The following is a 22,997-nucleotide window of genomic DNA, read 5'->3' on the forward strand; positions in this document are numbered from 1 at the left end:
GATGACTTATCTTCCAGACTTTAGCTCGGACCACATCCGGTTTTGCAGGCGTTGAATGTTCAAGGGCAGCGCCTTGATCACATACAAGGTCTTGGAGACCTCAGCCGGCGGATAGATCATGGGGTTCTCGGCCACGTCCTTCACCACGTATTTCCGCGCCTCTTTGTTGGCGTTGGGATAGAACATGGTGTTGGTGATGGCGGCGTGCACCTGCGGCGTTTCGATGTAGTTCATGAACGCCAGGGCTTCTTCAGGATGCGGCGCATCCTTCGGAATGACCATCAGGTCGAACCACGCGGGCGCGCCGCCCTTCGGAATGAAGTAGTTCACTTCATACGACTTCTTGGCTTCTTGCGCGCGCTTGCGAGCGATCATCACGTCGCCCGAAAAACCGTAGACCATGCACAGGTCGCCCACGGCGAGCTCATCGATATAGCCCGACGAACTGAACTGGCGGATGTACGGGCGGATCTGCTTCAAGACATCCAGCGCGGCCTTGTAGTCGTCGGTGTTGGTGCTGTTGGGATCCTTGCCCAGGTACTTCAGCACGGCCGGGAACACCTGCGCGGCTTCGTCCAGCATCGAAATGCCGCACTCTTTCAGCTTGGCGGCATTCTCGGGCTTGAAGATCATGTCCCAGTTGGCCAGGTCTACGTTGTCGCCCATGATCTGCTTGACCTTGGTGACGTTGTAGCCCAGGCCATTGGTGCCGTAGCCCCACGGAATGGCGTGCTCGTTGCCCGGGTCGACCGAGGCGACCAGCGCCATCAGTTCCGGGTCCAGGTACTTCCAGTTGGGAATCTTGGACTTGTCCAGCTTCTGGAACAGCCCGGCCTGGATCTGGCGCGAGGCGTAATGGGTGGAGGGGACAACAACGTCGTACCCCGACTTGCCGGCAAGCAGCTTGGCTTGCAGCGTGTCGTTGCTGTCATAGACGTCATAGCGGACCTTGATGCCGGTTTCCTTTTCGAAACCCGGAATCGTGTCCGGCGCCGTGTATTCGGCCCAGTTGTAGACGTTGACGACCTTGTCCTGCGCGACCGCCGACGATGCCGATGCCGCGACCAACACCGCGCCAAGCGCCCAGCGCATTCCCGCCCTTAGTTCCATTACAAGCCCCCTTGCCGTATGCCGTGTATGTCAGGACTACCAAAAGGCGAAATGATAAAGCCTTTTAGCGATGGCCTGCCCAACTTTAGCGGCGAATTGGCGCATTTGAAGGCTGATCGCGACGGCAACGCCCCTTTGCGGCGGTTCAGGGTTGGACGCCCACGCCCCAAGCCGTCCAGTAGCTGTCGCGCAGCTTCATCCAGAAGCGGTCGCCCTCGTCGCCCGCTACTTTGACGAGCGAGCGGCGCAACCGGTCCAGGTTGCCCTGGCGCTGGCGTTCGGACAGCGCACCGAGCGTGCCGCGGTCGAAATCGATCAGCCAGACGCGGTTGTCGCCACCGATCAGGATATTGAAGGCGTTCAAGTCAGCGTGCCAGACGCCGGCGCGGTGCATGCGGACGATGGCCTGCGCCACCGCGCCCCAGAGCGGCTCGGCCAGCGCGTGGGCCAGCGGCCGCACGCCCGGGATGCGTTCCACCACGATGGCCGCGCGGTAGATCGGGCCTTGGCGCCAGTAGGCGGCGGCCAAGGGCGCCGGCACGTCCAGCCCCTGCGCGCGCATCTCGGCCAGCAAGCGGAATTCGCGGAAGCTGCGGGTGCGATCCTCGCCATTCCAAAGATAGGCGTCGCGGCTGATGCGGGCGATCATGCCGCCGCGCCGGTAGCGCCGCAACACGCCCTGCCAACCCGCGCCCTGCACGAACCAGGCGGCTTGCCGGCCACCCGCGTCCACCGGGCGGGCGCGGTCGCCGTAATGCGACGGGTTGAAAATGTCGGGGCCGGCGTCCGCCAAGCGCGACGCATCGCTCAACATGGCGCCCGCAAGCGGCCCCGCCCAGGACTGGCGCTGCGCGCCGGATCGCGCGTCGACAGCGCGCGCGCCGTCAGCCTTCACGATTGCGCATCCAGTCGGCCACGCCGTAGAAAGATTCCAGCAACCGCTCCACCAGCGCCGGGGCGATGCCCTGGTCTTCCATGGCGCGCCCGATGCAGGTCACCCACTGGTCGCGCTCGACCTGGCCGATGGAAAACGGCAGGTGCCGCGCGCGCAGCCGGGGGTGGCCGAAGCGTTCGATGTAGTGGTCCGGCCCGCCAAAATAGCCGCACAGGAACCAGAACAGCTTGTTGCGCGCCTCGTCCAGGCTGGGGCCGTGGGCGGCGCGCAGTTCTTTCAGGTCGGGCTCCATGTCCATCAGGTCATAGAAACGGTCGACCAGCGCGCGCACGCCGGGCTCGCCGCCAAGAAGGTCAAAAATGCTGCTGGAATTTTCCACAGGTTCGCTAATGGTATGAACGCGGGTCGTCATCAGGTTTCTCGAAGGGTGACCAGGGGCGGCGTGCGCAACACGCCGCGCAGGGCCAGGGCGCCGCCCGCCCAGGCGCCCAACATGCCCGCGCCGATGCCGGTCAGCCACGGCCACAGGCTCAGGGTAATGGTGAAGTCAAACACCTGGGTTGATAGCACCCAGGCAATGGCGGTGGCGCCGGCTGCCGCCAACAGGCCGGCCAGGCCGCCCACCGCCCACAGTTCAATTCGCTGCGAGCGCGCCAATTGCGTGCGCGTGGCGCCCAGCGCCCGCAGCACCGCGGCTTCGCGCATGCGCTCGTCGCGGGTAGCCGTCAGCGCCGCCGACAGCACCAGCACGCCGGCGGCGAGCGTGAACAGAAACAGCAACTGAACCGCCTTGCCCACTTCGTTCAGCACCGACTGCAATTGCTGCAGAATGGCGCTGACATCGAACACGGTCAGGTTCGGAAATTCGCGCACCAGCGCGGGCAGCACCGCCGCTTTTTCAGGCGGCAGGTAAAAGGACGTGATCCAGCTTTGGGGCATGTCGGCCAGCGCGGCGGGGCTCAGGATGGCAAAAAAGTTGACGCGCATCGTATCCCAATCCACCCGCCGGGTGCTGGTGACGGTCGCTTCTACCTGCTGGCCCGCCACGTCGAAGGTCATCTTGTCGCCCAGGTTCAGGCCCAGCGACTTGGCTAGACCCGACTCCAGCGACACCTCGGGCGCCGTCGCGTCCGGGGACAGCCAACGGCCCTGCTCGATCTTGTTGGACGACGGCATCTCGTCGTCATAGGACAGGTTGAACTCGCGGTCCACCAGGCGCTTGGCGCGGGGTTCTTCGTAGTCGTCCGGGCCCACGGGCTTGCCGTTGATGGCGATCAAGCGCCCGCGCACCATCGGCGACAGCGTGATGCCGCCCAAGCCCTCGCGAGCCAGCGCGTCGCTGACGGGTTGGCGCTGGTCGGGCTGCACATTGATCAGGAATCGGTTGGGTGCGTCCGCCGGCATGGTGCGCTGCCAGCCCTGGATCAGGTCGGTGCGCGTCATGGTCAGGAGCAGCAGCGCCATCAGCCCGACGGCCAGCGCGCAAACCTGCGTGATGGTGGCGGCGCGGCGGCGCACCACGCCCGCCAGCGCGAAACGCAGCGCGGGCAGCCCCGAGGCCAAGCCGCGCACACGCGCCAAACCCAGCACGCACAACCACGCCACCAGCGCGAACACGGCGAAGGCGCCCAGAAAGCCCCCCGCCACCACCGCGCCCAGCTTGGCATCACCCGCGAACCACCAGATCAGCAGCGCAAAGCCCGTGGCGCCCACCACGTAGCCGAACGCGCTGCGGGCGCTCAGCGTGTCGGCATCCCGCCGCAGCACGCGGGCGGGCGGCACATGGCGCAGTTGCGCCAGCGCGGGCAAGGCAAAGCCCAGCAACAGCAACAAGCCGGTCAACACGCCTTGCAAGGCGGGAATGGCGGACGGCGCGGGCAGGCTGGTGTCGATCAAGGAACCCAGCAGCATCACCAGCACCTGGTGCACGGCAAAGCCCAGCAGGCAGCCCGCGGCCGATGAAAACAGGCCCACCAGGGCGAACTCCAGCGTCAGCATGCGCGAGATCTGCGATTGCACCGCCCCCAGGCAACGCATGACGGCAATGCCGTCGCGATGCCGGGTCATGTAGCGGCCCGCCGCCAGCGCCACCGCCACGGCGGATATCAGCACCGCCAGCAAGGCAACCAGCGACAGGAAGCGCTGCGCGCGGTCCAGCGTGCGGCGCACCTCAGGCCGGCCCGACTCCAGGGTGGCCACTTTTTGCCCGCGCTTTAAGTTTTGATTCAGCCACGTGGCGTAGCCCGCCACGGCGTCCGGTTGGCCGGCAACCAGCATGGCGTAGCCGATGCGGCTGCCGGGCGCGATCAGGCCGGTAGCCGGCAAGTCGCTGGCGCGCAACAGCACGCGCGGCGCCACGTTGACGAACTGCATCCCGCGATCGGGCTCGTACGTAATGACGCGGTCCACGCGCAGGTGGGCGTCGCCCACGTTCAGCGTGTCGCCCACTTTCAGGTTCAGCAGCGACAGCAGTTGGGCATCCACCCACACCGCGCCCTCGGGCGGGATGTCGCGGGTGACTGCGTCAGGGGCGAACGGGGCCTCGGCCACGCGCAAGGCGCCGCGCAGCGGGTAGCCCGGCTCCACCGCTTTCAATGCGGCCAATTGCGCGCCGTCACCGGCGCCAACCATGGACGGAAACTGCATCGTGCTGGACAGGGTCAGGCCGCGTTCGCGGGCCTGATCCAGAAATGGCGCGGGCACGGGCTCGTCGGCATCCAGCACAAGATCAGCGCCCAGCATCTGGCCGGCGTCGCGTTCCAGCGCCCGGCTGACGCGGTCGGCCAGAAAGCCCACACTGGTCACCGCGGCCACCGCCACCACCAGCGCCAGCACCAACAAGCGCAGCTCGCCCGCCCGGGCGTCGCGCATCATCATCCTGGCGCCCAGGCGCAGGGTGGACCAGAAACCGGGGCGCTTGGCCTGTGACATATCAGGGAAATCCATCATTCATCAATGTTAAAAACCGCCTAAACGGCGTCCGAATCCCGATATCATCCCGGGGCGGGAGGCAACGCCGCCCCTAAAGATACCTAATACCGGAGAAGACAATGCGTAAATCCTGGCTTGCGGCCACGGTTCTGGCCGCCTGCGCGGCCGCCACATCCCTGCCCTCGGCAGCACAAACCACCCTGAAGATGGCCTACGCCCTGTCGACCTCGTCGCACTATGGCGCCGGCGCCGACGCCTTGGCCAAGTCCATCGAGGCCTCCTCGGGCGGGAAGTACAAAGTACAGCAATTCGCCAACAGCGCGCTGGGCGGCGAACGCGAGGTGATCGAAGGCCTGCAGATCGGCACGATCGACCTGGCCATCGTTTCGACAGGCGCCACCCTGAATTTTGTTCCCGAGACGGGGGTTTTCGATATCCCCTTCCTGCTGCGCGACCTGCCGCACGCCCGTGCCGTGCTGGACAGCAAGATCGGTCAGGACATGCTGGCCAAGTTTCCCAGCCGCGGCATCATCGCCCTGGCCTGGGGCGAACAGGGCTTTCGCCACCTGACCAACAACGTGCGTCCGGTCAAGACCCCGGCTGATGCCAAGGGCCTGAAGATCCGCACCACGGAAAACCCCATCCACATCACGGCTTTCCGCCAGATCGGCATTCTGCCCACGCCCATGGCCTGGCCCGAAGTGGCCACCGCCCTGCAGCAAGGCACCATCGACGGCCAGGAAAACCCGTTGTCGGTGATCACGTCGGCCAAGCTGTCGCAAATGCAAAAGTACCTGTCCTTGACCGGCCACGTGTACGGCCCGGCGCTGGTGCTGATGTCGGCCAACGTCTATGAAGGTTTGTCGGCCGCCGACAAGGCCAACTTCGACAAGGCCGGCAAGGAATCGGCCATGGCCATGCGCGCCTACGTCGACAACATCGAGAAGACCGGTGTCGAGCAGTTGAAGAAGGAAGGCATGCAGGTGACCGAAGTGGACCGCGCCGCGTTCGCCGCCGCTGTCGAGCCCGCCTACCCCGAGTACTACAAGAAGTTCGACAAGAAGCTGATCGACGCGATCCGCGACACCAAGTAAGCCGGCGCTGCCCCCACGGGGCATACCGCCTTGAGCGGCGGGATCCTGATCCCGCCGCTTGCCGTTTTCCATCCTATGCGCCCATCGCTATCGGGATTCATCATGCGTTTGCTTTGCGCTTTCGACCGCGGCCTGTTCAAGCTGGTCTCGGTTCTTGCCCAACTCTTGATGGTGGCCGCCGCGGCCGCCGCCTTCTACCAGGTCATTGCCCGCTTCATCCTGCAATCGCCCGCCGACTGGAGCGAGGTGCTGACCCGCGCCCTCCTGATCTGGACCGTGCTGCTGGGTGTGGCGCTGGCCTTTCGCCATGGCGCGATGATCAGCGTGGAGCTGCTGCGCAACCTGTTGGGCGGAAAGAAGCGGCGCGTGCTTGAAGCCGTGATCGGGCTGATCTGCGCCAGCTTCCTGGGCTTTCTGGCCTGGATTGGCGGCAACATGACCTATCGGGTGCGCTTCCAGAACGTACCCAGCCTGGATATTTCGATTTCGTGGATCTATCTGGCGATCCCCGTTGGCGCGACGCTTGCCGCCATCGCCGTGCTGGCCCGCTGGTGCGCGGGCGAAGAAGACGACGTGCCGGTGCGCAACGACGCGCAAGGCTAAGCCGCCCCCAACGAACCTACGCAGCAGAACTCGCCATGTCTCAATTAATGATTGTCTCGATGCTGATCTTCTTCGGGCTGTCGGTACCGGTCGCCGTGTCGATCGGTCTGGCCAGCCTGGCGGGAGTCGGCAGCTCCGGCCTGCCCTGGGTGGTGGTGGCGCAGCAGTTGTACGCCGCGCTGGACAAGTACCCACTGGTCGCCATTCCCTTCTTCATCCTGGCCGGCAACCTGATGGAAGCCGGCGGCATTTCCGAACGCATGGTGGAATTCGCCAAGAGCGTGGTGGGCGGCATCCAGGGCGGCCTGGCCTGCACCTGCGTGCTGACCTGCATGATTTTCGCGGCGGTGGCCGGTTCCAGCGTGGCGACCACATTCGCCGTGGGCGCCATCCTGATCCCCGCGATGATCCGCCACGGCTACCCTGCCCCCTTCGCCGCGTCGCTACAGGCCAGCGCGGCGGAACTCGGCGTGATCATCCCGCCGTCGATTCCGATGATTCTGTATGCCGTGTCCACCGACACATCGACCGGCGAGCTGTTCATTGCCGGCGTGATGCCCGGCATCCTGATCGGCGTTGCGCTGATGTTCTACGTGTGGTTCTACGCCAAGCGCAACAACCTGGGCAAGCGCGACGGCGAAGGCCGCCTGCCGCTGTGGCCGGCGTTCAAGAACGCCTGGCTGGCGCTGATGATGCCCGTCATCATCCTGGGCGGCATCTATGGCGGCGTGTTCACGCCCACCGAAGCGTCGGTGGTGGCGGTGATGTACGCGGTGGTAGTGGGCAAGTTCATCTATCGCCGCCTGAGCTTCAAGCAACTGTCCGTGACGCTGCACAAGTCGGTGGTGTCCACCGCCGTGATCATGTTCGTGATCGCGAACGCGGGCGTGTTCAGCTTCCTGCTCAACCGCGCCGGCATCCCCGACGCGCTGGGCACGTGGCTGTCGCAGATCTTCGATACGAAGTTCACGTTCCTGATGGGTGTGAACGCGGCGCTGTTCCTGATCGGGATGTTCATCGAAACGTCCGCGTCCATCGTGGTGCTGGCGCCCTTGCTGCTGCCGGTGGCCTTGAAGTTCGGCGTGGAACCGGTGCACTTCGGCATCATCATGGTGGTCAACCTGGCGCTGGGCATGATCACGCCGCCGTTTGGGGTCAACCTGTTCGCGGCGTCAGCGGTGGCCAAGCTGCCGCTTGAGCGCTTGATCAAACCGCTGATTCCGTTTGTGGGGGTGGTGATCGGCTGCCTGCTGGTGATCACGTATTGGCCCGGCTTGTCGTTGGGCCTGCGAGATATGGTCTACGCGAAATAGTCGGGTATCGGGGTGGGCCCGGCTCCCACCCGATACTCGCCGCTATGCCGCCACCGCCCGGTCCCATCGAACCGCGTGGCAGCGCAGTTGGCGTCCCGCCACCCGGCTGACTTCGGGCACCTCCACCCGGCATTCGTCCCTGGCCTCCGGACAGCGCGGGTGAAACGTACACCCCGAGGGCGGCTGGATCGGGTTGGGCACTTCGCCACCCATGGGCTCCCGGTCGCGCCGGGGGTCTTCCAGGTCGGGAATCGTGTCCAGCAGCATGCGCGTGTACGGATGCTGCGGGGATTCAAACAACTGATCCGCCGCGGCCTGTTCCACGATCCTGCCCAGATACATCACCGCCACGCTATCGGACACGTGGCGCACCACCGACAGGTTGTGGCTGATGAACACATACGTCAGCCCGAATTCCTTTTGCAGATCGCCCATCAGGTTCAGGATCTGCGCCTGCACCGACACGTCCAGCGCGGACGTCGGCTCGTCGCACACCAGGAATTCCGCCTCGGTCGCCAGCGCCCGCGCGATCGAAATGCGTTGCCGCTGCCCGCCCGAGAACTCATGCGGAAAGCGGCCCGCGTCGCTGGCGGACAGGCCCACCAGTTCCAGCAGCTCGTCCACGCGGCGGCGCGTGTCCGCCGGCGTTTGGCGCAGGCCCAGCGTGATGATGGGCTCGGCCACGATGTTGCCGACGCGCCAGCGCGGGTTCAGGCTGGCATAGGGATCCTGGAAAATCATTTGCGGATGCAGCACGCCGCCCGATCGGTTGCGGCCATATTCCAGCTTGCCGCGCGTGGGCGCGACCAGGCCCACCAACAGCTTGGCCAGTGTGGATTTTCCGCAGCCCGATTCGCCCACGATGCTCAGGGTGGTGCCTCGCGGCACCGCCAGCGACACACCATCCACCGCCTTCAGCGTTTGCTCGGCTTGGCGCGACAGCGTGCGTTCCAGCCAGGGCGGCGACACATCGAACCAGCAGGCCAGGTCGTCGGCCCGCAGCAGCACATCGTCGTTACGCGGCATGAGCCACTCCTTCCTGATGCAGCCAGCAAGCGCTGACCGTGGCGCCCGAAGGCGATGCCGCCAGGGGCGGGCGAGTCTGGGTGCAGCGCGGCCCCGCGTGCGCGCAACGCGGGTGGAACGCGCAGCCGGTGGGCATGGCGTGCAGGCGCGGCATGGCCCCGTCGATCTGGTTCAAGCGCGCCGCGCGGTGGCGCAGGCCGGGTATGGCGTTCATCAAGCCCTGCGTGTACGGGTGGCCGGGGCGGCGCAACACGTCCAGCACCGGGCCGATTTCCACAATGCGGCCCGCGTACATCACCGCCACGCGATCCGCGGTTTCAGCAATCACACCCATGTCGTGCGTGACCAGCAGCACGGCCGTGCCCTGCTCGCGGCACAGCCGGCGCAGCAGCGCGGTGATCTGCGCCTGCACCGAGACGTCCAGCGCGGTCGTGGGTTCGTCCGCGATGATCAGCGCGGGGCGCGCCGCCAAAGCCAGCGCGATGACCACCCGTTGCCGCATGCCGCCGGAAAACTGATGCGGATAGTGGTCGATACGCTTGTCAGCCGCGGGGATGCCCACAGCCTGCAAGAGTTCAAGCGCGCGGGCGCGGGCGGCCGTGGCGGAGCCCTTGTCGTGGTGGCGGATGGTTTCGACCAACTGGTCGCCCACGGTGAACAGCGGGTGCAGGCTGGTCAGCGGGTCCTGGAAAATCGCGCCGATCTCTTTGCCGCGCAAACGCTGGCGCGCCTTGGGCGGCAGGTTGTCGATGCGCTTGCCGGCCAGATGAATCTCACCCGCGCCCAAGCGCCCGGGCGGCTCCAGCAAGCCGATCACCGCCATACCGGTCAGGGACTTGCCCGCGCCGGACTCGCCCACCATGCCCAGGATTTCGCCGGGCTGGATATCGAAACTGATGTCGCGCGTGGCCACCAGCGTGCCGTGGCGCGTGGGAAATTCAACCGACAGGCCACGCACCGACAAGGTCGGAATGGCGGCGGGCGGCGGCGCGGTGTTGGGTACGACTGCCATCATGACGGGCTCCTTGCGGGACGCGGATAGCTGGAAGAAAAAATCTGTTCGACCGGAGGATGGCCCCAGGTGCGGTCGGGGTAGCGCGCCACCAGGCCGTCAAACTGCGACTGCGCCTGCTCTTGCGCCAGGCGGGCGTCAAAGCCGGGAATGCGGCCATCCACCATGACGAAGCGCCCATCGATGATGACCTGCGACACGTCGCGGCCGCTGCCGCTGATCATCAAGGTCTGGATCGGGTCGATCATCTGGCCATTGCGATCGTGCGAAAAATCAAAGACGACGATGTCGGCCTTGGCGCCCACGGCCAGGCGGCCCAGGTCCGGGCGGCCCAGCGCATCGGCGCCGCCGACCGTGGCCGCGTCGTAATAGTCTTCGGCGCGCACCGCCTCGGTGGCCCCTTCCGCCACCCGGCACAGCATCATGCCAACCTGCATGTTCTGCACCATGTCGGGCGGCCAGGTGTCGGTGCCCATGCCGATGTTGATGCCCAGCTTGCGATAGCTTGCGAACGAGGCCAGCGCGGCGCCATGCCGCGCGGACACCAGCGGGCAATGCACGATGCTGGCGCCCGCGTCGCGGATGATTTCAAGATCTCGGCCCGGGCGCGAAATGTGGCGCGAGCCGGACACATACGTGCCGTGCGGCAGCAAGGCGCGTGGCGATAGAAAGTCCAGGCTTTGCAACCATTCCGGCGGGCTCATGCCGTGCTGTTCCAGCACCAGGTCGTATTCCAGGCGCGACTGGCAGCAATGCAGCCGGATCGGGATTTCGCGTTCGCGCGCGGCGGCGGCCGATGCGCGCAGCAGGTCCGGCGTACAAGTTTCGATGCGGTCGGGCGCAAGCATCGCGCGGATGCGGCCGTTGTAGCGGCTGTCGTAGCGGTCATCGATGTCGTCGCAAAACGCCAGCGCCTCGGCCAGTCCGGCCATGCCGCGCGCTTCGTCGTAGTGGCAGCGGATCTTGCCCTCGGCATCCACATAGGTGTGCCCGCTGCGGTAAGCCGGTCCCAGGTAGACACGCAGGCCCAGTTCCCCCGCCGCATTGGCGGCCGACAGGAACTCGTCGCGGGTTTCACCCCAGACCCGGTAGAACAGCGACGCGATGGGCAAGGCTGTGGTGATGCCATTGCGGATCAACTGCGCGAAGGCATAGCGCTTCTGGAACGCCAGCTCTGCGGCCGAGTACATCTCGTACGGCCCCTGCTTCATATAGGTCTCGGGCCAGATGCGGCCCTTTTGCCAAGCGGGGGAATTGTCGAAACCCAGGATGGTGGTGTCCAGGTCCGACAAGGCGTCCAAGTCCACGAAGCCTGGCCCGATCACCGCGCGGCCGTAGTCGTGGCGGCGCGCGACGGCCCCGGGATACCGGTGGCCCACATACAGGATGCGATCGCCTTCAAAGACGAGCTCGCCGTTTTCGTACAGGCAGTGCCGCCCGTTTTCGTGGCCCACCACCCAGCGGGCAGTGAGCAGGATGGGGCCTTCGGCGGCGGGCATCACGGCGCGCTCACCAAGGCGCGCCCATCACGCGCCACGACGCGGCCGCGCTTGACGACCAACTTGCGTACCGGCCGTGCCACGATGGCTTCGGCCACGGTTTCGGCGTCCACCAGCACGAAGTCGGCGTGGCAGCCCGGGGCCAGGCCGTAGTCCGCCAGCTTCATCACGTGCGCGTTGCCATAGGTGGCCACGTCCAGCGCCATCGCCAGTTCGTCGTCGCGGCGGAAGTTGTTGCGCAGGCCCACCAGCATGGTGCGTTCCAGCATGTCGGGCTTGCCGTAAGGCCCCCAGGTATCGCGCATGCCGTCGTTGCCGGTACAGACGGTGACACCGGCCGCGCGCAGCCGCGCCACGTTGGGCACGGGGCGCGAGGCCGAACCCGTCGTCATGATGTGTACGCCCGCTTGCAAGAGCCCATCCGTCAGCGCCTGCACCGCCTGCGTGTCGGGCATGCCCAGGCAGAACGAATGCGACAAAGTGACCTTGCCCTGCATGCCCAGCGCCAGCACGCGATCGATGGTCATCTGCATCGAAAACGCGCCCAGCTCGCCCGCTTCGTGCAGGTGGATGTCGATGGGCTTGCCGTGCTTGTCGGCCAGCGCAAAGATGGCGTCCAGATGGCCCTTGGGGTCGCGGTCCATGCCGGCCGGGTCCAGCCCCCCCACCACCTCCGCCCCCATGCGCAGCGCTTCGTCCATCAGTTCCAGCGTGCCGGGCCGGATCAACAGGCCGCTTTGCGGAAACGCCACCAGTTCCACGTCGATCTGGTCGCGGTACTGCTCGCGGGCACGCAATACACCTTCAATGGCGGCCAGGCCGATGTCGGTATCCACGTCCACGTGGCTGCGGATGTGGCTGGTGCCATCCGCAATCGACATCACGATCTGCCGCGCCGATTGCCGGTACGGGTCAATGCCCAGGCGCTTTTTCTCGGCGCGTTCGTTCTCGATCTTGTCGATCAGCCTCGGGCCGACCTCGTTGCGGTACCAGGGCATGCCGTACATCGTCTTGTCCAGATGCGCGTGGGCGTCGATCAGCCCCGGCAGCATCAGCGCGCCGCCCCCGTCCACCACCGGCACGCCCTCGGGCGCCGCGCCTCCCAGCGCCTGGATGCGGCCGTCGCGCACCAGCACCGTGGTGAGTTCCCCGCCGGCGGGGCGGACCTGGGTGTACAGCGTTGCGTTTTCCATGCTTGACCTCGATTGAAGATGCGCCTTCAGCGCAGACGGGGGTTGAGCGCATCGCGCAGCCAATCGCCCAGCAGGTTCACCACCAGCACGATCAGACTCAAATACAGCGCGGGGAAGACCACCACCCACCACTGCCCCGAAAAAAGAAACTGGTTGCCCAGGCGAATCAGCGTGCCCAGCGACGGTTCGGTCGGCGGCATGCCCACGCCCAGAAAGCTCAGCGTGGCTTCGATAAGCACCGCCAGCCCCAGGTTCAGCGTGGCCGTCACCATCACCGGCGTCAGCGTATTGGGCAGGATGTGCGTCAGCATGATGCGCAACGGACTGACCCGGATCAGCCGCGCCGCCTGCACGTATTCCTTGCCGCGTTCCACCAGCGCCGAGGCGCGCACCGTGCGGGCGTACTGCACCCAGTTGGTCATGGAGATGGCCAGGATGAGGATCACCGCCGACAGCGTTTCGCGCAGGCCGGGGGGCAGCAATTGGCGGAACACCGCCGTCACCAAAATGGCGACAAGAATCGTGGGAATGCTGAGCAGGGTGTCGCCCACCCGCATCAGCGCGTTGTCGATCCAGCCGCCGAAATAGCCGGCCGCCAGCCCCACCAGCAGGCCGATTGCCAAGGACAGCACCACTGTTGCCAGCCCGATGGCAAGCGACATGCGCGAGCCATACAGAATGGCCGACCACACGTCGCGGCCCTGCGTATCGGTGCCCAGCAGGAATTGCGGGTCGGCGCCTTCCACCCAGAACGGCGGCAGTTCGGCGTTCAGCAGGTCCAGCTGCGCCAGGTCGTAGGGGTTCTGCGGCGCGATCCACGGCGCAAACACCGCCAGCAACACCACGGCCAGCAGCACGATGCCCGCGCCCATCGCCACGTAATCGTTGCGCAGGCTCCACCACAAGTCGCTTTGCAGGAAGCGGGACATCCGGCTTTGCGCGCCGCCCGAAAAGGGATTAGTGAGCATTGCCGCCTCCTTTGACGTGCTGGCTGCGCAGGCGAGGGTCAACCACGCCATACATCATGTCCACCAACGTGTTCAGGGTAACGAAGATGAAAGACACGATCACCAGATAGGCGGCCATGACGGGAATGTCCACGAACATGACCGATTGAATGAACAGCAGCCCCATGCCGGGCCACTGGAACACGGTTTCCGTGATCAGCGCGAAGGCGATCAGGTTGCCGATCTGCATGCCCGTGACCGTGATGACGGGCATCAGACAGTTGCGCAGCGCCAGCCGAAAGTGCACCACGCGGTCGGGCAAACCTCGGGCACGGGCAAACTTGATGAACTCCGTGCGCAGCGTTTCCAGCATCTCGGCCCGCACCAGCCGCATGATCAGCGTGATCTGGAACAGCGCCAGGGTAATGGACGGCAGCACCAGCGCGGCGCGGCCCGACGGCGTCAACAAGCCGGTGGACCACCAGCCGATCTTCACCGTCTCGCCCCGGCCAAAGCCGGGCAGCCAGCCCAACTGCACCGAGAAGATCAGGATCAGCATGATGCCCACCACGAAGCTGGGCAGCGAAATACCCAGGATGGACACGAACTGCAAGGCCTGCGCCAGGCGCGACTTGCGGTAGATGGCGGTGAGCACGCCCAGCGGCACGCCGATCACAAGCGACAGCAGCGTGGCCATCATCACCAGCTCGAACGTGGCGGGAAAGCGTTCGGCCACCAGCGCGAACACGTCTTGCTGGTTGCGGTACGAAATACCGAATTCGCCCTGCACCGCGTTGGTGACGAAGTTGACGTACTGCATGCCCATCGAGGCGTTCAGCCCCAGGCGCTCGCGCAGTTCGTCGCGCTGCGTCTGCGAGGCTTGCTCGTTGAGCATCATGTCGACGGGGTCGCCGACAAAACGGAAGATCACGAAGGCCAGCAACGCCACCGCCAGCATCACGCCAGCCGCGTTGAAGACCCGTCTAACAATGAATGCCAGCATGTGCGGCCTCCTTCAGACCTGATGTCGGACTTTGAAACGCCACGCCCATCGCGGAGCGCAGCGTTCCCCCTGAACGCGCGCTACTGCATGCGCACGGTCCACAGACGCGCCTTGTTGTCCGGCATTTGCAGCACGTCGCCCACCTTGTCGCCCACGGCCCAGGCCATGGGCTGCTGGTGCAGCGGCAGGAAGCGCACATCGTCATGCAGGGTCTGCAAGGCCTCGGCCATCATCTGGATGCGCTTGGCGCGGTCCATCTCGGCCGCGGCCGCGTCAATCTTGGCGTCCAGCGCGGCATCGCCCCACTGGCCCCAGTTGAAGACGCCGGCAGGGCCGGTGCGGCTATGCATCACTTGCAGCAAGATCGACAGCGCATCGATCTGCGGCTCGTTGGCCCAGCCGTGGATGGTGATGTCGAACTCGCCGCGCGAGCGCTTGGGGTTCTGCAACGAACGGGGGCCGCTGGCCAGCGAGGCCTTCACGCCGATCCGCGCCCACATCGACGCCGCCGCCTGGCACAGCTCTTCCTCGTTCACGAACATGTCGTTGGAACACAGCAGCGACAAGGTGAAGCCGTTGGGATAGCCCGCTTCGGCCAGCAGCGCCTTCGCCTTGGCCGCGTCAAACGGCAAGCGCGTTTCCTGCTTGGCCTCGTAGCCGGGAATGGACGGCGCCACCAGCGCGCCCGTGGTGCGCGACAGGCCGCGCATCACGCGCTTTTGCAGCAGGTCGGGCGACAGGGCCATGTACAGGGCCTGGCGTACGCGCACGTCTTTCAGCGGGTTCTTGTCGGTGATGTTCGACCCGACGAGCTTGTCGCCCAGGTTGAAGCCGAAGTACAGCGTGCGCAGTTCGGTGGCCGCCAGCACCTTCACGTTGGACGCGGCGCGCAGGCGGTCCAGATCCTGCAAGGGCGCGTTTTCGGTGAAGTTGATATCGCCCGACAGCAGCGCCGCCACACGCGTCGGCGCGGACGCGATGGGCGTGAATTCAATGCGGTCCAGGTTGTGACGGGGCTTGTCCCACCAGTCTTTGTTCACGACCAGCACGGTGCGCGTGTCGGGCCGGTACGACTCCACCTTGAAGGGGCCGGTGCCATTGGCGTGGTGCGTGGCGTAGCCTTCGATGTTCTTGGCGGCGTCGGTCGGCTTGGTGCTGTTGTTGTCCACCAGCCACTGGCGGTTGAAGATGAAGATGTTGGTCAGGTCGTTCAGCATCAGCGGATACGGATGCGTCATTTCGATGTCGACGGTGTAGTCATCCACCTTCTTCACGGCCTTGAAGGCCGGCAGGTTGCCCTTCAGCGGCGAGGCATCGTCGGACACGCGGGTCATCGAGGCCACGACGTCGTCCGCCGTGAACGACGCGCCGTTGTGGAACTTCACGCCCTGGCGCAGCTTGAAGCGCAACACGGTGGGCGACGTGGCTTCCCAGGATTCGGCCAGCGCCGGGGTGATGTTGAACTTGTCGTCGTAGCGGATCAGCGCTTCGTACACATGGTTTAGGAACGCCAGATTGAAGGTGCTGCCGTAGGAATACGGGTCCAGCGAATCCAGGTCGCGCGCGGCGCCCCACTTCAGCGTGTTGGCGGCCGAAGCCCCGGTAATTGCCGACAGCGCGATCACGGCGCCGGCGGTCCATTTAAGCAACGTCTTCATGGCTGCAACTCTCCCTTGTCTATCGATCTGTGGTTTGTGATGTGTGGTTTGCGGCTTGCGGTCTGCGGCTGCACCCCGGCCTGGCCTGGCGCCATGGGCATGGCGGCTGTGCCAGGAAGGCGGATCAGGTCCACGCGCACTGGCGTTGCACCCGATCCAGCGATGCCAGGGCCAGCACCTGCGCCAGCGCGGCGCGGTAGGAATCGATGACCGGCACGGCGGGCCGGCGCGTCAGCACCGGCAGATAACCCGCCAGCGCGGCGCCCGCCACGATGATGACGTCGGCGCCTTGCGCCACGGCGGCGTCCAGCGCCAGGCTGACCTGGGCGGCCGACTCCGGCGTTTGCGACACGTAGTCCAGCGCATTGCCGGGCAAGGCGATGATGGCGGCGCAGCGGGCTTCCAGCCCGAGCTGGCGGATCTGTTCGCGCAGCATGCCCGGCCAGCGCTGGCCGACCGTGACGATGGCGTAGCGGTCGCCCCGCTGCATGGCGGCCATGATGGACGCTTCGGCCATGCCGACGACGGGCACGGTCAGGCATTCGCGCACCGCGCCGATACCGGGTTCGCCAAAACAGGCCAGCAGGCAGGCGTCAAAGGGCGCGTCGGCCAGGGCCACCTCGCGCTCCACGGTTTCCAGCACGGCATGGGCGGCCACCGCGGCCTCGACCCGGCTGGCGATATAGGGCGGCCCGAACACGGCGGTCACGGCGTGTATGTGCGCGGCGCCGCCAAGAAAGCTGTGCGCTTGCGCGGCAAGGCGGTCCGTCAGGCTGGACGTAGTGTTGCCGTTGACCACCAGCAGGCGGTACGGCGTGAAGGCGGGCCGGTCCGGGGACACGGCGTCGGGCATGGCTGACATGAAACAAACCTCGGCAAGTTTGTATACGAAACAGGTCAACAACTCACTGAGTAGTTGGAGATTTTGTATAAATGTTTGTATACGATTTATGCCGACAATGTACGCGCCTCAGGCCAGGCTTCAAGCTATCGCTAACCCTTAGCGGCGTTGTACTATGCTTGCTTACGCCCCGCGCAGCGCGGTGCCGCGGGTTCCGTGGCCCCTATGCATTACAAAAATACGCGCAGGTCCAGGAGCCAAGGAAGAAGATGAAACCTCTCGCGCCATCGGCCAACGAGCCCCCGAAGAAAGACGTAAATCGCAGCGAAATCGTATACATAAATTTGCGCCGCGCCATCATCGAGCAGGCCCTGCTGCCCGGCGACAAGCTGCCGGAAGACATCATCGGTGAACGCTTCGGCGTCAGCCGCACCATCGTCCGCAGTGTGTTGACGCGCTTGTTCAGTGAAGGCTTGGTCGACCTGCGCCCCAATCGCGGCGCGGCGGTGGCGCGCCCCAGCCTGGAAGAAGCGCACGACATCTTCGAAGCGCGCCGCTGCCTGGAACGCGACGTCGCCCGGCGGCTGTTGCAACACATCACCGAAGCCGGGCTGACACGCCTGGCACGGCATGTGGAAGAAGAGGAAGCGGCCCGCAAACGCAACAGCACGAATGAATCCATCCGGCTGTCGGGCGAATTCCACATCTTGATGGCCGAACTATCGGGCAACGCGGTCTATGCCCGCTACGTGAACGAAATTGTGTCGCGCTGCTCGCTGATCCTGGCGCTTTACGGACGGCCGCATTCCAGCGAATGCGCGGTCAGCGAACATATGGAAATTGTGGAAGGCCTGCGCGCGCGTGACGAAAAGCACGTGCTGCATCTGCTTGAACACCATCTGGAATCCGTCACCGCGCGGGCGCTGCTGAGCACCGACGGAACGGGCGTGCGCGATATCCGCAAGATTCTGGATCGCTACGGCACGTGATGCGCACGCGCGCGGCGTAGCCTCAAGCCCGCCCGATGGGCGAGCCACTTTCCCCACGAATGAGAAAAGCGCCCGGTTGGGGCGCTTTTTCGTTCCGGGACTTAGATTTCGCGTTCTTCCGTCTTGAGGTTGTTGTCGCGAGCGAAATCCACCACGAACTTGTACGCCAGCGGTTCCAGGTCGCGCAAACGCAAGTCGACCACGATTCCGCGCACGCCGTCGATAACGACGGGCAGCACATAAGGCGAATAGGTGAGGTGGTTACCGGCACAGCCGGCGGGCCGGAACTGAGCCATTACGCCAGCGAGCCGCTCCGCCCAATCGCTGGGGCGGAATCGGCTACCGCTTTCGGTAACGCCATGAATTACGAATTGTCTGACGCTAGTTGCCATGAGTTCTTCACTACAGCGCGCCTTTCACGAAAGCCGGATCTTCGGCGTGATCAAACATGCGCCCTGCGCCGCGAATTGTATATGATTGATCCTTTGCTCTCTTCCAAAAGCCGATTCCGCCCCGCTTTCGCCTGGGGATTCATCGAATCAAGGACCGGCTTTTTGGTCATCCCCCAGGAGGATCCGCAATGACCTCGCCTCTGGCCAATATCTACGCTCGCCTGCCGGTTGCGTTTTCGCACGGCCAGGGCGTATGGCTGTGGGATGCAAACGGGCGCAAATACCTGGACGCGCTGGCCGGCATTGGCGTTTCCTGCCTGGGCCACGCGCATCCGAAGCTGGTGGCCGCCATCAGCGAGCAAGCGGCGCGCGTCATCCACACGTCCAACATCTACGACATTCCCCAGCAAGAGGCGCTGGCCGCCCGCTTGACGGCCTTGTCCGGCATGCGGGAAGTGGCGTTCTGCAATAGCGGATCGGAAGCGAACGAAGCCGCCATCAAGCTGGCGCGCTATTACGCCTACCAGCAAGGCAACAAGCACGCCCACATCATCACCATGGATTCGTCCTGGCATGGCCGCACGCTGGCCACGCTGGCGGCCACTGGCAGCGAGAAGGCGCGCAAGGGCTTCGAACCGCTGCCCACCGGCTTCATCCAGGTGCCCTACAACGACCTTGCCGCCGTGCGCGCGGCCGGCGACGCCGAAGAGCGCACCACGGCGGTGCTGCTTGAAGTGCTGCAAGGCGAAGGCGGCATCCGCCCGACCGACATCACGTACCTGCAAGCGCTGCGCCAACTTTGCACCGAACGCGGCTGGCTGCTGATGATCGACGAAGTGCAATCCGGCATCGGGCGCACCGGCAAATGGTTCGCGCACCAATGGGCCGACATCAAGCCCGACGTCATGACGCTGGCCAAGGGTCTGGCGGGCGGCGTGCCCATCGGCGCGATGCTGGCGGCCGGCCCCGCGGCGGGCGTCTTCACGCCGGGCAGCCACGGCACCACGTTCGGCGGCGGGCCCTTGGTCTGCGCGGCCGGCCTGGCCGTGCTGGACACGCTGGAATCCGACAAGCTGCTGGACAACGCCCACACCGTGGGCAGCTATCTGCAGGACGCGCTTGCCGCCGCCTTGGCGGGCACCGCCGGCGTGACCGAGGTACGTGGCCGTGGCCTGATGCTGGGTATTGAGCTGGCGCGCCCCTGCGGCGTGCTGGCGCTGCGCGCCCTGGAAGCGGGCCTGCTCATCAACGTCACCCGCGACCGCGTGGTGCGTCTGCTGCCCCCGCTGATCCTGAACAAGCAAGAGGCGGACCAGATCGTCGCCACCCTGGTCCCGCTCATCCAACAGTTTCTGGCTGAAAATTCATCATCCCTGTCCCGACCCGGCGTTGAGCCTGGCCGGGCCCAATGACCTGCGACAACACCATGACTCCTCCCACGACTCAAAACGGCCCGTTGCGGCATTTTCTTCAGTTCAAGGACTTCTCGCCCGCGGAAATCGCCTACGTGCTGGACCGCGCTCGCATCATCAAGGAAAAGTTCAAGCGCTACGAACCCCACATGCCGCTGCACGACCGCACGCTGGCGATGGTGTTCGAAAAAGCCAGCACCCGCACCCGCGTCTCGTTCGAAGCCGGCATGTACCAAATGGGCGGGTCGGTCATCAACCTGACCTCGAATGACTCGCAACTGGGCCGCTCGGAGCCCATCGAAGACACGGCGCGCGTTATCTCGCGCATGGTCGACATCGTCATGATCCGCACGTTCGAGCAAACCCGCATCGAGCGCTTCGCGTCGCACTCGCGCGTGCCCGTCATCAACGGTCTGACCAACGAATTCCACCCCTGCCAGATCCTGGCCGACATCTTCACCTACATCGAACATCGCGGCCCCATCGCGGGCAAGACGGTGGCCTGGGTGGGCGACGCCAACAACATGGCGTACACCTGGCTGCACGCGGCCGAGATGCTGGGCTTTACGCTGCATGTGTCCACGCCCGCCGGCTACGAGCTCGAAGCGTCCCGCATCGGCACGCCTTCGGACAAGGTGCTGCGCCAGTTCAAGGACCCCATGGAGGCCTGCCAGGGCGCGCACCTGGTCACGACCGACGTCTGGACCAGCATGGGCTACGAAGCCGAGAACGAAGAGCGCCGCGCGGCGTTTGCGGACTGGTGCGTGGACGCCGAAATGATGGCCGCCGCCGACGAGCAAGCCGTCTTCATGCACTGCCTGCCGGCCCACCGTGGCGAAGAAGTCACCGGTGAAGTCATCGACGGCCCGCAAAGCGTGGTCTGGGACGAAGCCGAAAACCGCCTGCACGTGCAAAAAGCACTGATGGAATTCCTGCTACTCGGGCAAGTGTGACCCGCGCGGCGGTTCACACCGTGGATGGGTCAACCGCGCGACGGTACCGGCCACAGAGCCACCCCCGATCGCGCGCAACCCATCACCCCGCGCAAATAACCGCCCCCTCACCGCAACCCACGCTCCCACCCCGCAACAGCCTCCACCACCTCTTGCGGCTTCTCCGGCACCAACGCGTGCCCAGCCCCCCCGATCACCACCACCGACACGCGACCACCAAACTCATCGCGAATCTCGTTCCGGGTCGCAGGCGGCTTGAACAAATCAAGTTCAGCCTGCAAATCCAGCAAGGGCTTGTCCCCGCCCGACCACCAATCAGACTGCCGCGTGGCCTTGCCCGCCATCCGCTGACTCTCGCTTACCTGGGGATACCAACCATTCAGCCAAACACGCGCATCGTTACCCGGCGCAAAAAACGCATGCTGGATAGACGTCAAGCGCTCGCCATCCGACAGCGACAAATTCGCGCTGCGATCCACGTGTTCGCTCAAGCCCTTGGGATACTGCTTGGCCGCGGCCGCCACGATCACCACGCCGCGCACCAGTTCAGGGTGATCCACCCCCGTCGTACGCGCCACCCAATTTCCAAAAGCGTGGCCCACCATCACCACCGGCTGGCGCGCCACGTTACGGATCACCGCGGCCTGGTCATCGGCCAGGTCATGCAGCGTGATGCCCGACATGGGCCCGGTGCTGCCGCCGATACCGCGCGGCTGCGGACGCAGCACGCGGTAGCCGGCCTGCACGAAACGTTCGGCCAGTTCATCGAAATCCTGCGCGCCGCGCCCGCGCGACGGCAACAGCACCAGCGCGGGCCCCTGCCCTTGGTCCAGCACTTCGATGGTGGCGCCGTTCCCCACCAGCACGTTGACGCGCTTGGGCGCATCGGCCAGCGCCGGCGACACCGCGGCGAACGCGCAGGTGATCGTCAGGCCGGTCAGCAGTTGCTTCATCATCATGTCTCCTTGCCGGCATTCCACCGGCTTGGCATTCACAGGATTTTCTTGAACATCGTGCGGCGCGTATTGCGAAACGATGGCCGCACGCGGCTGCTCCAGTCCGTGGCGCGCACGGCCAGCCACGGCGGGCTGCCGAAGGTTTCGCGGGTGTGCAGGTCGTAGCAGGCCAGATATCGCGGCGATTCATCGCGGCATTCGTAGCGCATCGCGCGCACCGTACCCGGCACCGACGCCAGGCCGGGTAGATGTTCCTGGTCATACCAGGCGTTCAAGTCCGCCTCGGCGTCGGGCAGTACATCGGTTTCCACGATGTAGTGCCACGGCGCATCCTGGCCGGCGGAGGCACCGGCCAAGTCCAGAGTCTGATGCAACACACGCGCCCGGGCGCCTGGAAAGTGCTCGGCCAGCCGCGCCTGGATTTCCGGCAATGAGTCCGCCGCGCCACGCAGGTACACGTAGGTGTCTTCTTCTTCCAGCGCGGCGAACGCATTGACGCGCACACCGTCCAGCCCCGTCGTCAGGCGCTGCGCCAGGTCGGCCGCACGCGCGTTGTCAAAACGCTCGCCCAGCGACACCAGCAATATCCCTTGCTGCATTTCCTGCCCTTCCAGCATTTCCTGCACACTTTTCTCCTTTCAATGCCCGACGCGCAACGCCACCAGAAAGCGCGACACCATGTTGTACGCGCCCACCGTGGCCGCCAGTTCGACCAATTGCGCGTCATCGTAACGGGCGCGCACGGGCGCGAACACCGCGTCAGGCACCTCGATGTCGCGCGTCATGGCGTCGGTCAGCGCCAGCACGTCGGCCTCGCCGGGCGCCAGCCCCTGCACGTCGCCAGGCGCCGGGTTGGCACGCAAGGCGTCGATCACTTCCTGCGGCATGCCGCCCGCCAAGGCATGCGGCACATGCGCGTCAAACTCGTACGGCGCATTGTTCAAGGTGGCCACGCGCAAGATGATCAGTTCGCGCAGACGCGGCGACAACGACGTCTTCTGGCGGATCGCGGTCAGCATGGCTTCCCAGCCTTCCACCACGGCGGGGCTGTTCAGCAGCACCTGGTACAGCGGCGATATGCGACCACGCGCGGCGCTGATGCGCGCCTCCAGCGTGGCCAGTTCCGCGCGGGTGCCCGGTTCAACGGGCGTCACTCGGCTGGCGCTCATG

At 65.5% G+C, this 22,997-nt stretch carries 22 protein-coding genes; 6 read left to right on the top strand and 16 right to left on the bottom strand.

Features of this window, described 5'->3' with window-relative positions; genetic code table 11:
- Window positions 1–6: 6 nt before the first annotated feature.
- The 4 genes from M2361_RS20645 to M2361_RS20660 all read right to left on the bottom strand — a co-directional run bounded on the left by M2361_RS20645 (window position 7) and on the right by M2361_RS20660 (window position 4,954).
- Window positions 7–1,110, bottom strand: coding sequence for a polyamine ABC transporter substrate-binding protein (locus M2361_RS20645; RefSeq protein ID WP_259251568.1), 1,104 nt, complete (start codon window positions 1,108–1,110; stop codon window positions 7–9).
- Window positions 1,111–1,255: 145 nt separating this feature from the next.
- Window positions 1,256–1,924, bottom strand: a complete 669-nt coding sequence (locus tag M2361_RS20650; protein WP_259252631.1) for a 3-deoxy-D-manno-octulosonic acid kinase — start codon at window positions 1,922–1,924, stop codon at window positions 1,256–1,258.
- A 70-nt stretch (window positions 1,925–1,994) separates the two neighbouring features.
- Window positions 1,995–2,417 carry a group II truncated hemoglobin gene (locus M2361_RS20655; protein ID WP_259251569.1) on the bottom strand — a complete coding sequence of 141 codons (423 nt, stop codon included), beginning with the start codon at window positions 2,415–2,417 and terminating at the stop codon, window positions 1,995–1,997.
- Window positions 2,417–4,954, bottom strand: a complete 2,538-nt coding sequence (locus M2361_RS20660; protein WP_259251570.1) for an ABC transporter permease — start codon at window positions 4,952–4,954, stop codon at window positions 2,417–2,419. The genes M2361_RS20655 and M2361_RS20660 overlap by 1 nt, the downstream gene beginning before the upstream one ends.
- A 101-nt stretch (window positions 4,955–5,055) precedes the next feature.
- Here M2361_RS20660 and M2361_RS20665 point away from each other — a divergent pair, with 101 nt between their 5' ends.
- The 3 genes from M2361_RS20665 (at window position 5,056) to M2361_RS20675 (ending at window position 7,946) form a co-directional block, all read left to right on the top strand.
- Complete coding sequence (locus tag M2361_RS20665) at window positions 5,056–6,030, top strand: TRAP transporter substrate-binding protein (protein ID WP_259251571.1); 975 nt, start codon at window positions 5,056–5,058, stop codon at window positions 6,028–6,030.
- A 102-nt stretch (window positions 6,031–6,132) separates the two neighbouring features.
- Entirely contained in the window at window positions 6,133–6,633 is a 501-nt protein-coding gene (locus M2361_RS20670; RefSeq protein WP_259251573.1) for a TRAP transporter small permease, read from the top strand.
- Between the two features lie 35 nt (window positions 6,634–6,668).
- The gene (locus tag M2361_RS20675) at window positions 6,669–7,946 is read left to right on the top strand and encodes a TRAP transporter large permease (protein WP_259251575.1); all 1,278 of its coding nucleotides are present in this window, start codon (window positions 6,669–6,671) and stop codon (window positions 7,944–7,946) included.
- Window positions 7,947–7,988: 42 nt separating this feature from the next.
- Here M2361_RS20675 and M2361_RS20680 read toward each other — a convergent pair whose 3' ends face one another.
- From M2361_RS20680 to M2361_RS20715, 8 genes are all read right to left on the bottom strand, one after another.
- A complete protein-coding gene (locus M2361_RS20680) occupies window positions 7,989–8,972 on the bottom strand; it encodes an ABC transporter ATP-binding protein (protein ID WP_259251577.1) in 984 nt (327 codons plus the stop codon).
- On the bottom strand, window positions 8,962–9,987 hold the full coding sequence (locus M2361_RS20685; protein ID WP_100857021.1) for an ABC transporter ATP-binding protein: 1,026 nt from the start codon (window positions 9,985–9,987) through the stop codon (window positions 8,962–8,964). The genes M2361_RS20680 and M2361_RS20685 overlap by 11 nt, the downstream gene beginning before the upstream one ends.
- Window positions 9,984–11,483, bottom strand: a complete 1,500-nt coding sequence (locus M2361_RS20690; RefSeq protein ID WP_259252632.1) for an amidohydrolase family protein — start codon at window positions 11,481–11,483, stop codon at window positions 9,984–9,986. Before M2361_RS20690 ends, M2361_RS20685 begins: the two co-directional genes overlap by 4 nt.
- A complete protein-coding gene (locus M2361_RS20695; RefSeq protein WP_259251578.1) occupies window positions 11,483–12,676 on the bottom strand; it encodes an amidohydrolase family protein in 1,194 nt (397 codons plus the stop codon). The genes M2361_RS20690 and M2361_RS20695 overlap by 1 nt, the downstream gene beginning before the upstream one ends.
- Before the next feature lie 26 nt (window positions 12,677–12,702).
- The gene (locus M2361_RS20700; protein WP_259251579.1) at window positions 12,703–13,644 is read right to left on the bottom strand and encodes an ABC transporter permease; all 942 of its coding nucleotides are present in this window, start codon (window positions 13,642–13,644) and stop codon (window positions 12,703–12,705) included.
- Window positions 13,634–14,626: an ABC transporter permease gene (locus M2361_RS20705; protein WP_100857025.1), complete on the bottom strand. Its 993-nt coding sequence runs from the start codon at window positions 14,624–14,626 to the stop codon at window positions 13,634–13,636. Before M2361_RS20705 ends, M2361_RS20700 begins: the two co-directional genes overlap by 11 nt.
- An 80-nt stretch (window positions 14,627–14,706) precedes the next feature.
- Entirely contained in the window at window positions 14,707–16,284 is a 1,578-nt protein-coding gene (locus M2361_RS20710; protein WP_100857026.1) for an ABC transporter substrate-binding protein, read from the bottom strand.
- A gap of 124 nt (window positions 16,285–16,408) precedes the next feature.
- Window positions 16,409–17,146 carry an aspartate/glutamate racemase family protein gene (locus M2361_RS20715; RefSeq protein ID WP_259251580.1) on the bottom strand — a complete coding sequence of 246 codons (738 nt, stop codon included), beginning with the start codon at window positions 17,144–17,146 and terminating at the stop codon, window positions 16,409–16,411.
- 248 nt (window positions 17,147–17,394) lie between these two features.
- Here M2361_RS20715 and M2361_RS20720 point away from each other — a divergent pair, with 248 nt between their 5' ends.
- The gene (locus M2361_RS20720; protein ID WP_100857028.1) at window positions 17,395–18,114 is read left to right on the top strand and encodes a GntR family transcriptional regulator; all 720 of its coding nucleotides are present in this window, start codon (window positions 17,395–17,397) and stop codon (window positions 18,112–18,114) included.
- Between the two features lie 101 nt (window positions 18,115–18,215).
- On the opposite strand, the gene M2361_RS20725 is transcribed toward M2361_RS20720, so the two are convergent.
- Entirely contained in the window at window positions 18,216–18,506 is a 291-nt protein-coding gene (locus M2361_RS20725) for a DUF3579 domain-containing protein (RefSeq protein ID WP_100857029.1), read from the bottom strand.
- A gap of 188 nt (window positions 18,507–18,694) precedes the next feature.
- Between M2361_RS20725 and M2361_RS20730 the strand changes: the two genes are divergently transcribed.
- Together M2361_RS20730 and argF are read left to right on the top strand one after the other, a co-directional pair.
- The gene (locus tag M2361_RS20730; RefSeq protein WP_259251581.1) at window positions 18,695–19,918 is read left to right on the top strand and encodes an aspartate aminotransferase family protein; all 1,224 of its coding nucleotides are present in this window, start codon (window positions 18,695–18,697) and stop codon (window positions 19,916–19,918) included.
- A 14-nt stretch (window positions 19,919–19,932) separates the two neighbouring features.
- The gene (argF, locus tag M2361_RS20735; protein WP_259251582.1) at window positions 19,933–20,871 is read left to right on the top strand and encodes an ornithine carbamoyltransferase; all 939 of its coding nucleotides are present in this window, start codon (window positions 19,933–19,935) and stop codon (window positions 20,869–20,871) included.
- Between the two features lie 107 nt (window positions 20,872–20,978).
- On the opposite strand, the gene M2361_RS20740 is transcribed toward argF, so the two are convergent.
- From M2361_RS20740 to M2361_RS20750, 3 genes are read right to left on the bottom strand one after another with little or no spacing between them, the layout of a single operon-like run.
- A complete protein-coding gene (locus M2361_RS20740) occupies window positions 20,979–21,830 on the bottom strand; it encodes an alpha/beta fold hydrolase (RefSeq protein WP_404976447.1) in 852 nt (283 codons plus the stop codon).
- A 32-nt stretch (window positions 21,831–21,862) separates the two neighbouring features.
- Entirely contained in the window at window positions 21,863–22,426 is a 564-nt protein-coding gene (locus M2361_RS20745) for a DUF4286 family protein (protein WP_259252633.1), read from the bottom strand.
- Window positions 22,427–22,465: 39 nt separating this feature from the next.
- Complete coding sequence (locus tag M2361_RS20750; protein ID WP_259251584.1) at window positions 22,466–22,996, bottom strand: carboxymuconolactone decarboxylase family protein; 531 nt, start codon at window positions 22,994–22,996, stop codon at window positions 22,466–22,468.
- Window position 22,997 lies beyond the last annotated feature (1 nt).

The sequence above is a fragment of the Achromobacter sp. JUb104 genome, assembly GCF_024806975.1.
Taxonomy (GTDB): domain Bacteria; phylum Pseudomonadota; class Gammaproteobacteria; order Burkholderiales; family Burkholderiaceae_B; genus Achromobacter; species Achromobacter spanius.

Bases quoted from the DNA above. Each gene is read 5' to 3' on its own strand.
- M2361_RS20645 (WP_259251568.1), bottom strand. From the start codon at position 1,110: ATGGAACTAAGGGCGGGAATGCGCTGGGCGCTTGGCGCGGTGTTGGTC.
- M2361_RS20650 (WP_259252631.1), bottom strand. From the start codon at position 1,924: ATGTTGAGCGATGCGTCGCGCTTGGCGGACGCCGGCCCCGACATTTTC.
- M2361_RS20655 (WP_259251569.1), bottom strand. From the start codon at position 2,417: ATGACGACCCGCGTTCATACCATTAGCGAACCTGTGGAAAATTCCAGC.
- M2361_RS20660 (WP_259251570.1), bottom strand. From the start codon at position 4,954: ATGATGGATTTCCCTGATATGTCACAGGCCAAGCGCCCCGGTTTCTGG.
- M2361_RS20665 (WP_259251571.1), top strand. From the start codon at position 5,056: ATGCGTAAATCCTGGCTTGCGGCCACGGTTCTGGCCGCCTGCGCGGCC.
- M2361_RS20670 (WP_259251573.1), top strand. From the start codon at position 6,133: ATGCGTTTGCTTTGCGCTTTCGACCGCGGCCTGTTCAAGCTGGTCTCG.
- M2361_RS20675 (WP_259251575.1), top strand. From the start codon at position 6,669: ATGTCTCAATTAATGATTGTCTCGATGCTGATCTTCTTCGGGCTGTCG.
- M2361_RS20680 (WP_259251577.1), bottom strand. From the start codon at position 8,972: ATGCCGCGTAACGACGATGTGCTGCTGCGGGCCGACGACCTGGCCTGC.
- M2361_RS20685 (WP_100857021.1), bottom strand. From the start codon at position 9,987: ATGATGGCAGTCGTACCCAACACCGCGCCGCCGCCCGCCGCCATTCCG.
- M2361_RS20690 (WP_259252632.1), bottom strand. From the start codon at position 11,483: ATGCCCGCCGCCGAAGGCCCCATCCTGCTCACTGCCCGCTGGGTGGTG.
- M2361_RS20695 (WP_259251578.1), bottom strand. From the start codon at position 12,676: ATGGAAAACGCAACGCTGTACACCCAGGTCCGCCCCGCCGGCGGGGAA.
- M2361_RS20700 (WP_259251579.1), bottom strand. From the start codon at position 13,644: ATGCTCACTAATCCCTTTTCGGGCGGCGCGCAAAGCCGGATGTCCCGC.
- M2361_RS20705 (WP_100857025.1), bottom strand. From the start codon at position 14,626: ATGCTGGCATTCATTGTTAGACGGGTCTTCAACGCGGCTGGCGTGATG.
- M2361_RS20710 (WP_100857026.1), bottom strand. From the start codon at position 16,284: ATGAAGACGTTGCTTAAATGGACCGCCGGCGCCGTGATCGCGCTGTCG.
- M2361_RS20715 (WP_259251580.1), bottom strand. From the start codon at position 17,146: ATGTCAGCCATGCCCGACGCCGTGTCCCCGGACCGGCCCGCCTTCACG.
- M2361_RS20720 (WP_100857028.1), top strand. From the start codon at position 17,395: ATGAAACCTCTCGCGCCATCGGCCAACGAGCCCCCGAAGAAAGACGTA.
- M2361_RS20725 (WP_100857029.1), bottom strand. From the start codon at position 18,506: ATGGCAACTAGCGTCAGACAATTCGTAATTCATGGCGTTACCGAAAGC.
- M2361_RS20730 (WP_259251581.1), top strand. From the start codon at position 18,695: ATGACCTCGCCTCTGGCCAATATCTACGCTCGCCTGCCGGTTGCGTTT.
- argF (WP_259251582.1), top strand. From the start codon at position 19,933: ATGACTCCTCCCACGACTCAAAACGGCCCGTTGCGGCATTTTCTTCAG.
- M2361_RS20740 (WP_404976447.1), bottom strand. From the start codon at position 21,830: ATGATGATGAAGCAACTGCTGACCGGCCTGACGATCACCTGCGCGTTC.
- M2361_RS20745 (WP_259252633.1), bottom strand. From the start codon at position 22,426: ATGCAGCAAGGGATATTGCTGGTGTCGCTGGGCGAGCGTTTTGACAAC.
- M2361_RS20750 (WP_259251584.1), bottom strand. From the start codon at position 22,996: ATGAGCGCCAGCCGAGTGACGCCCGTTGAACCGGGCACCCGCGCGGAA.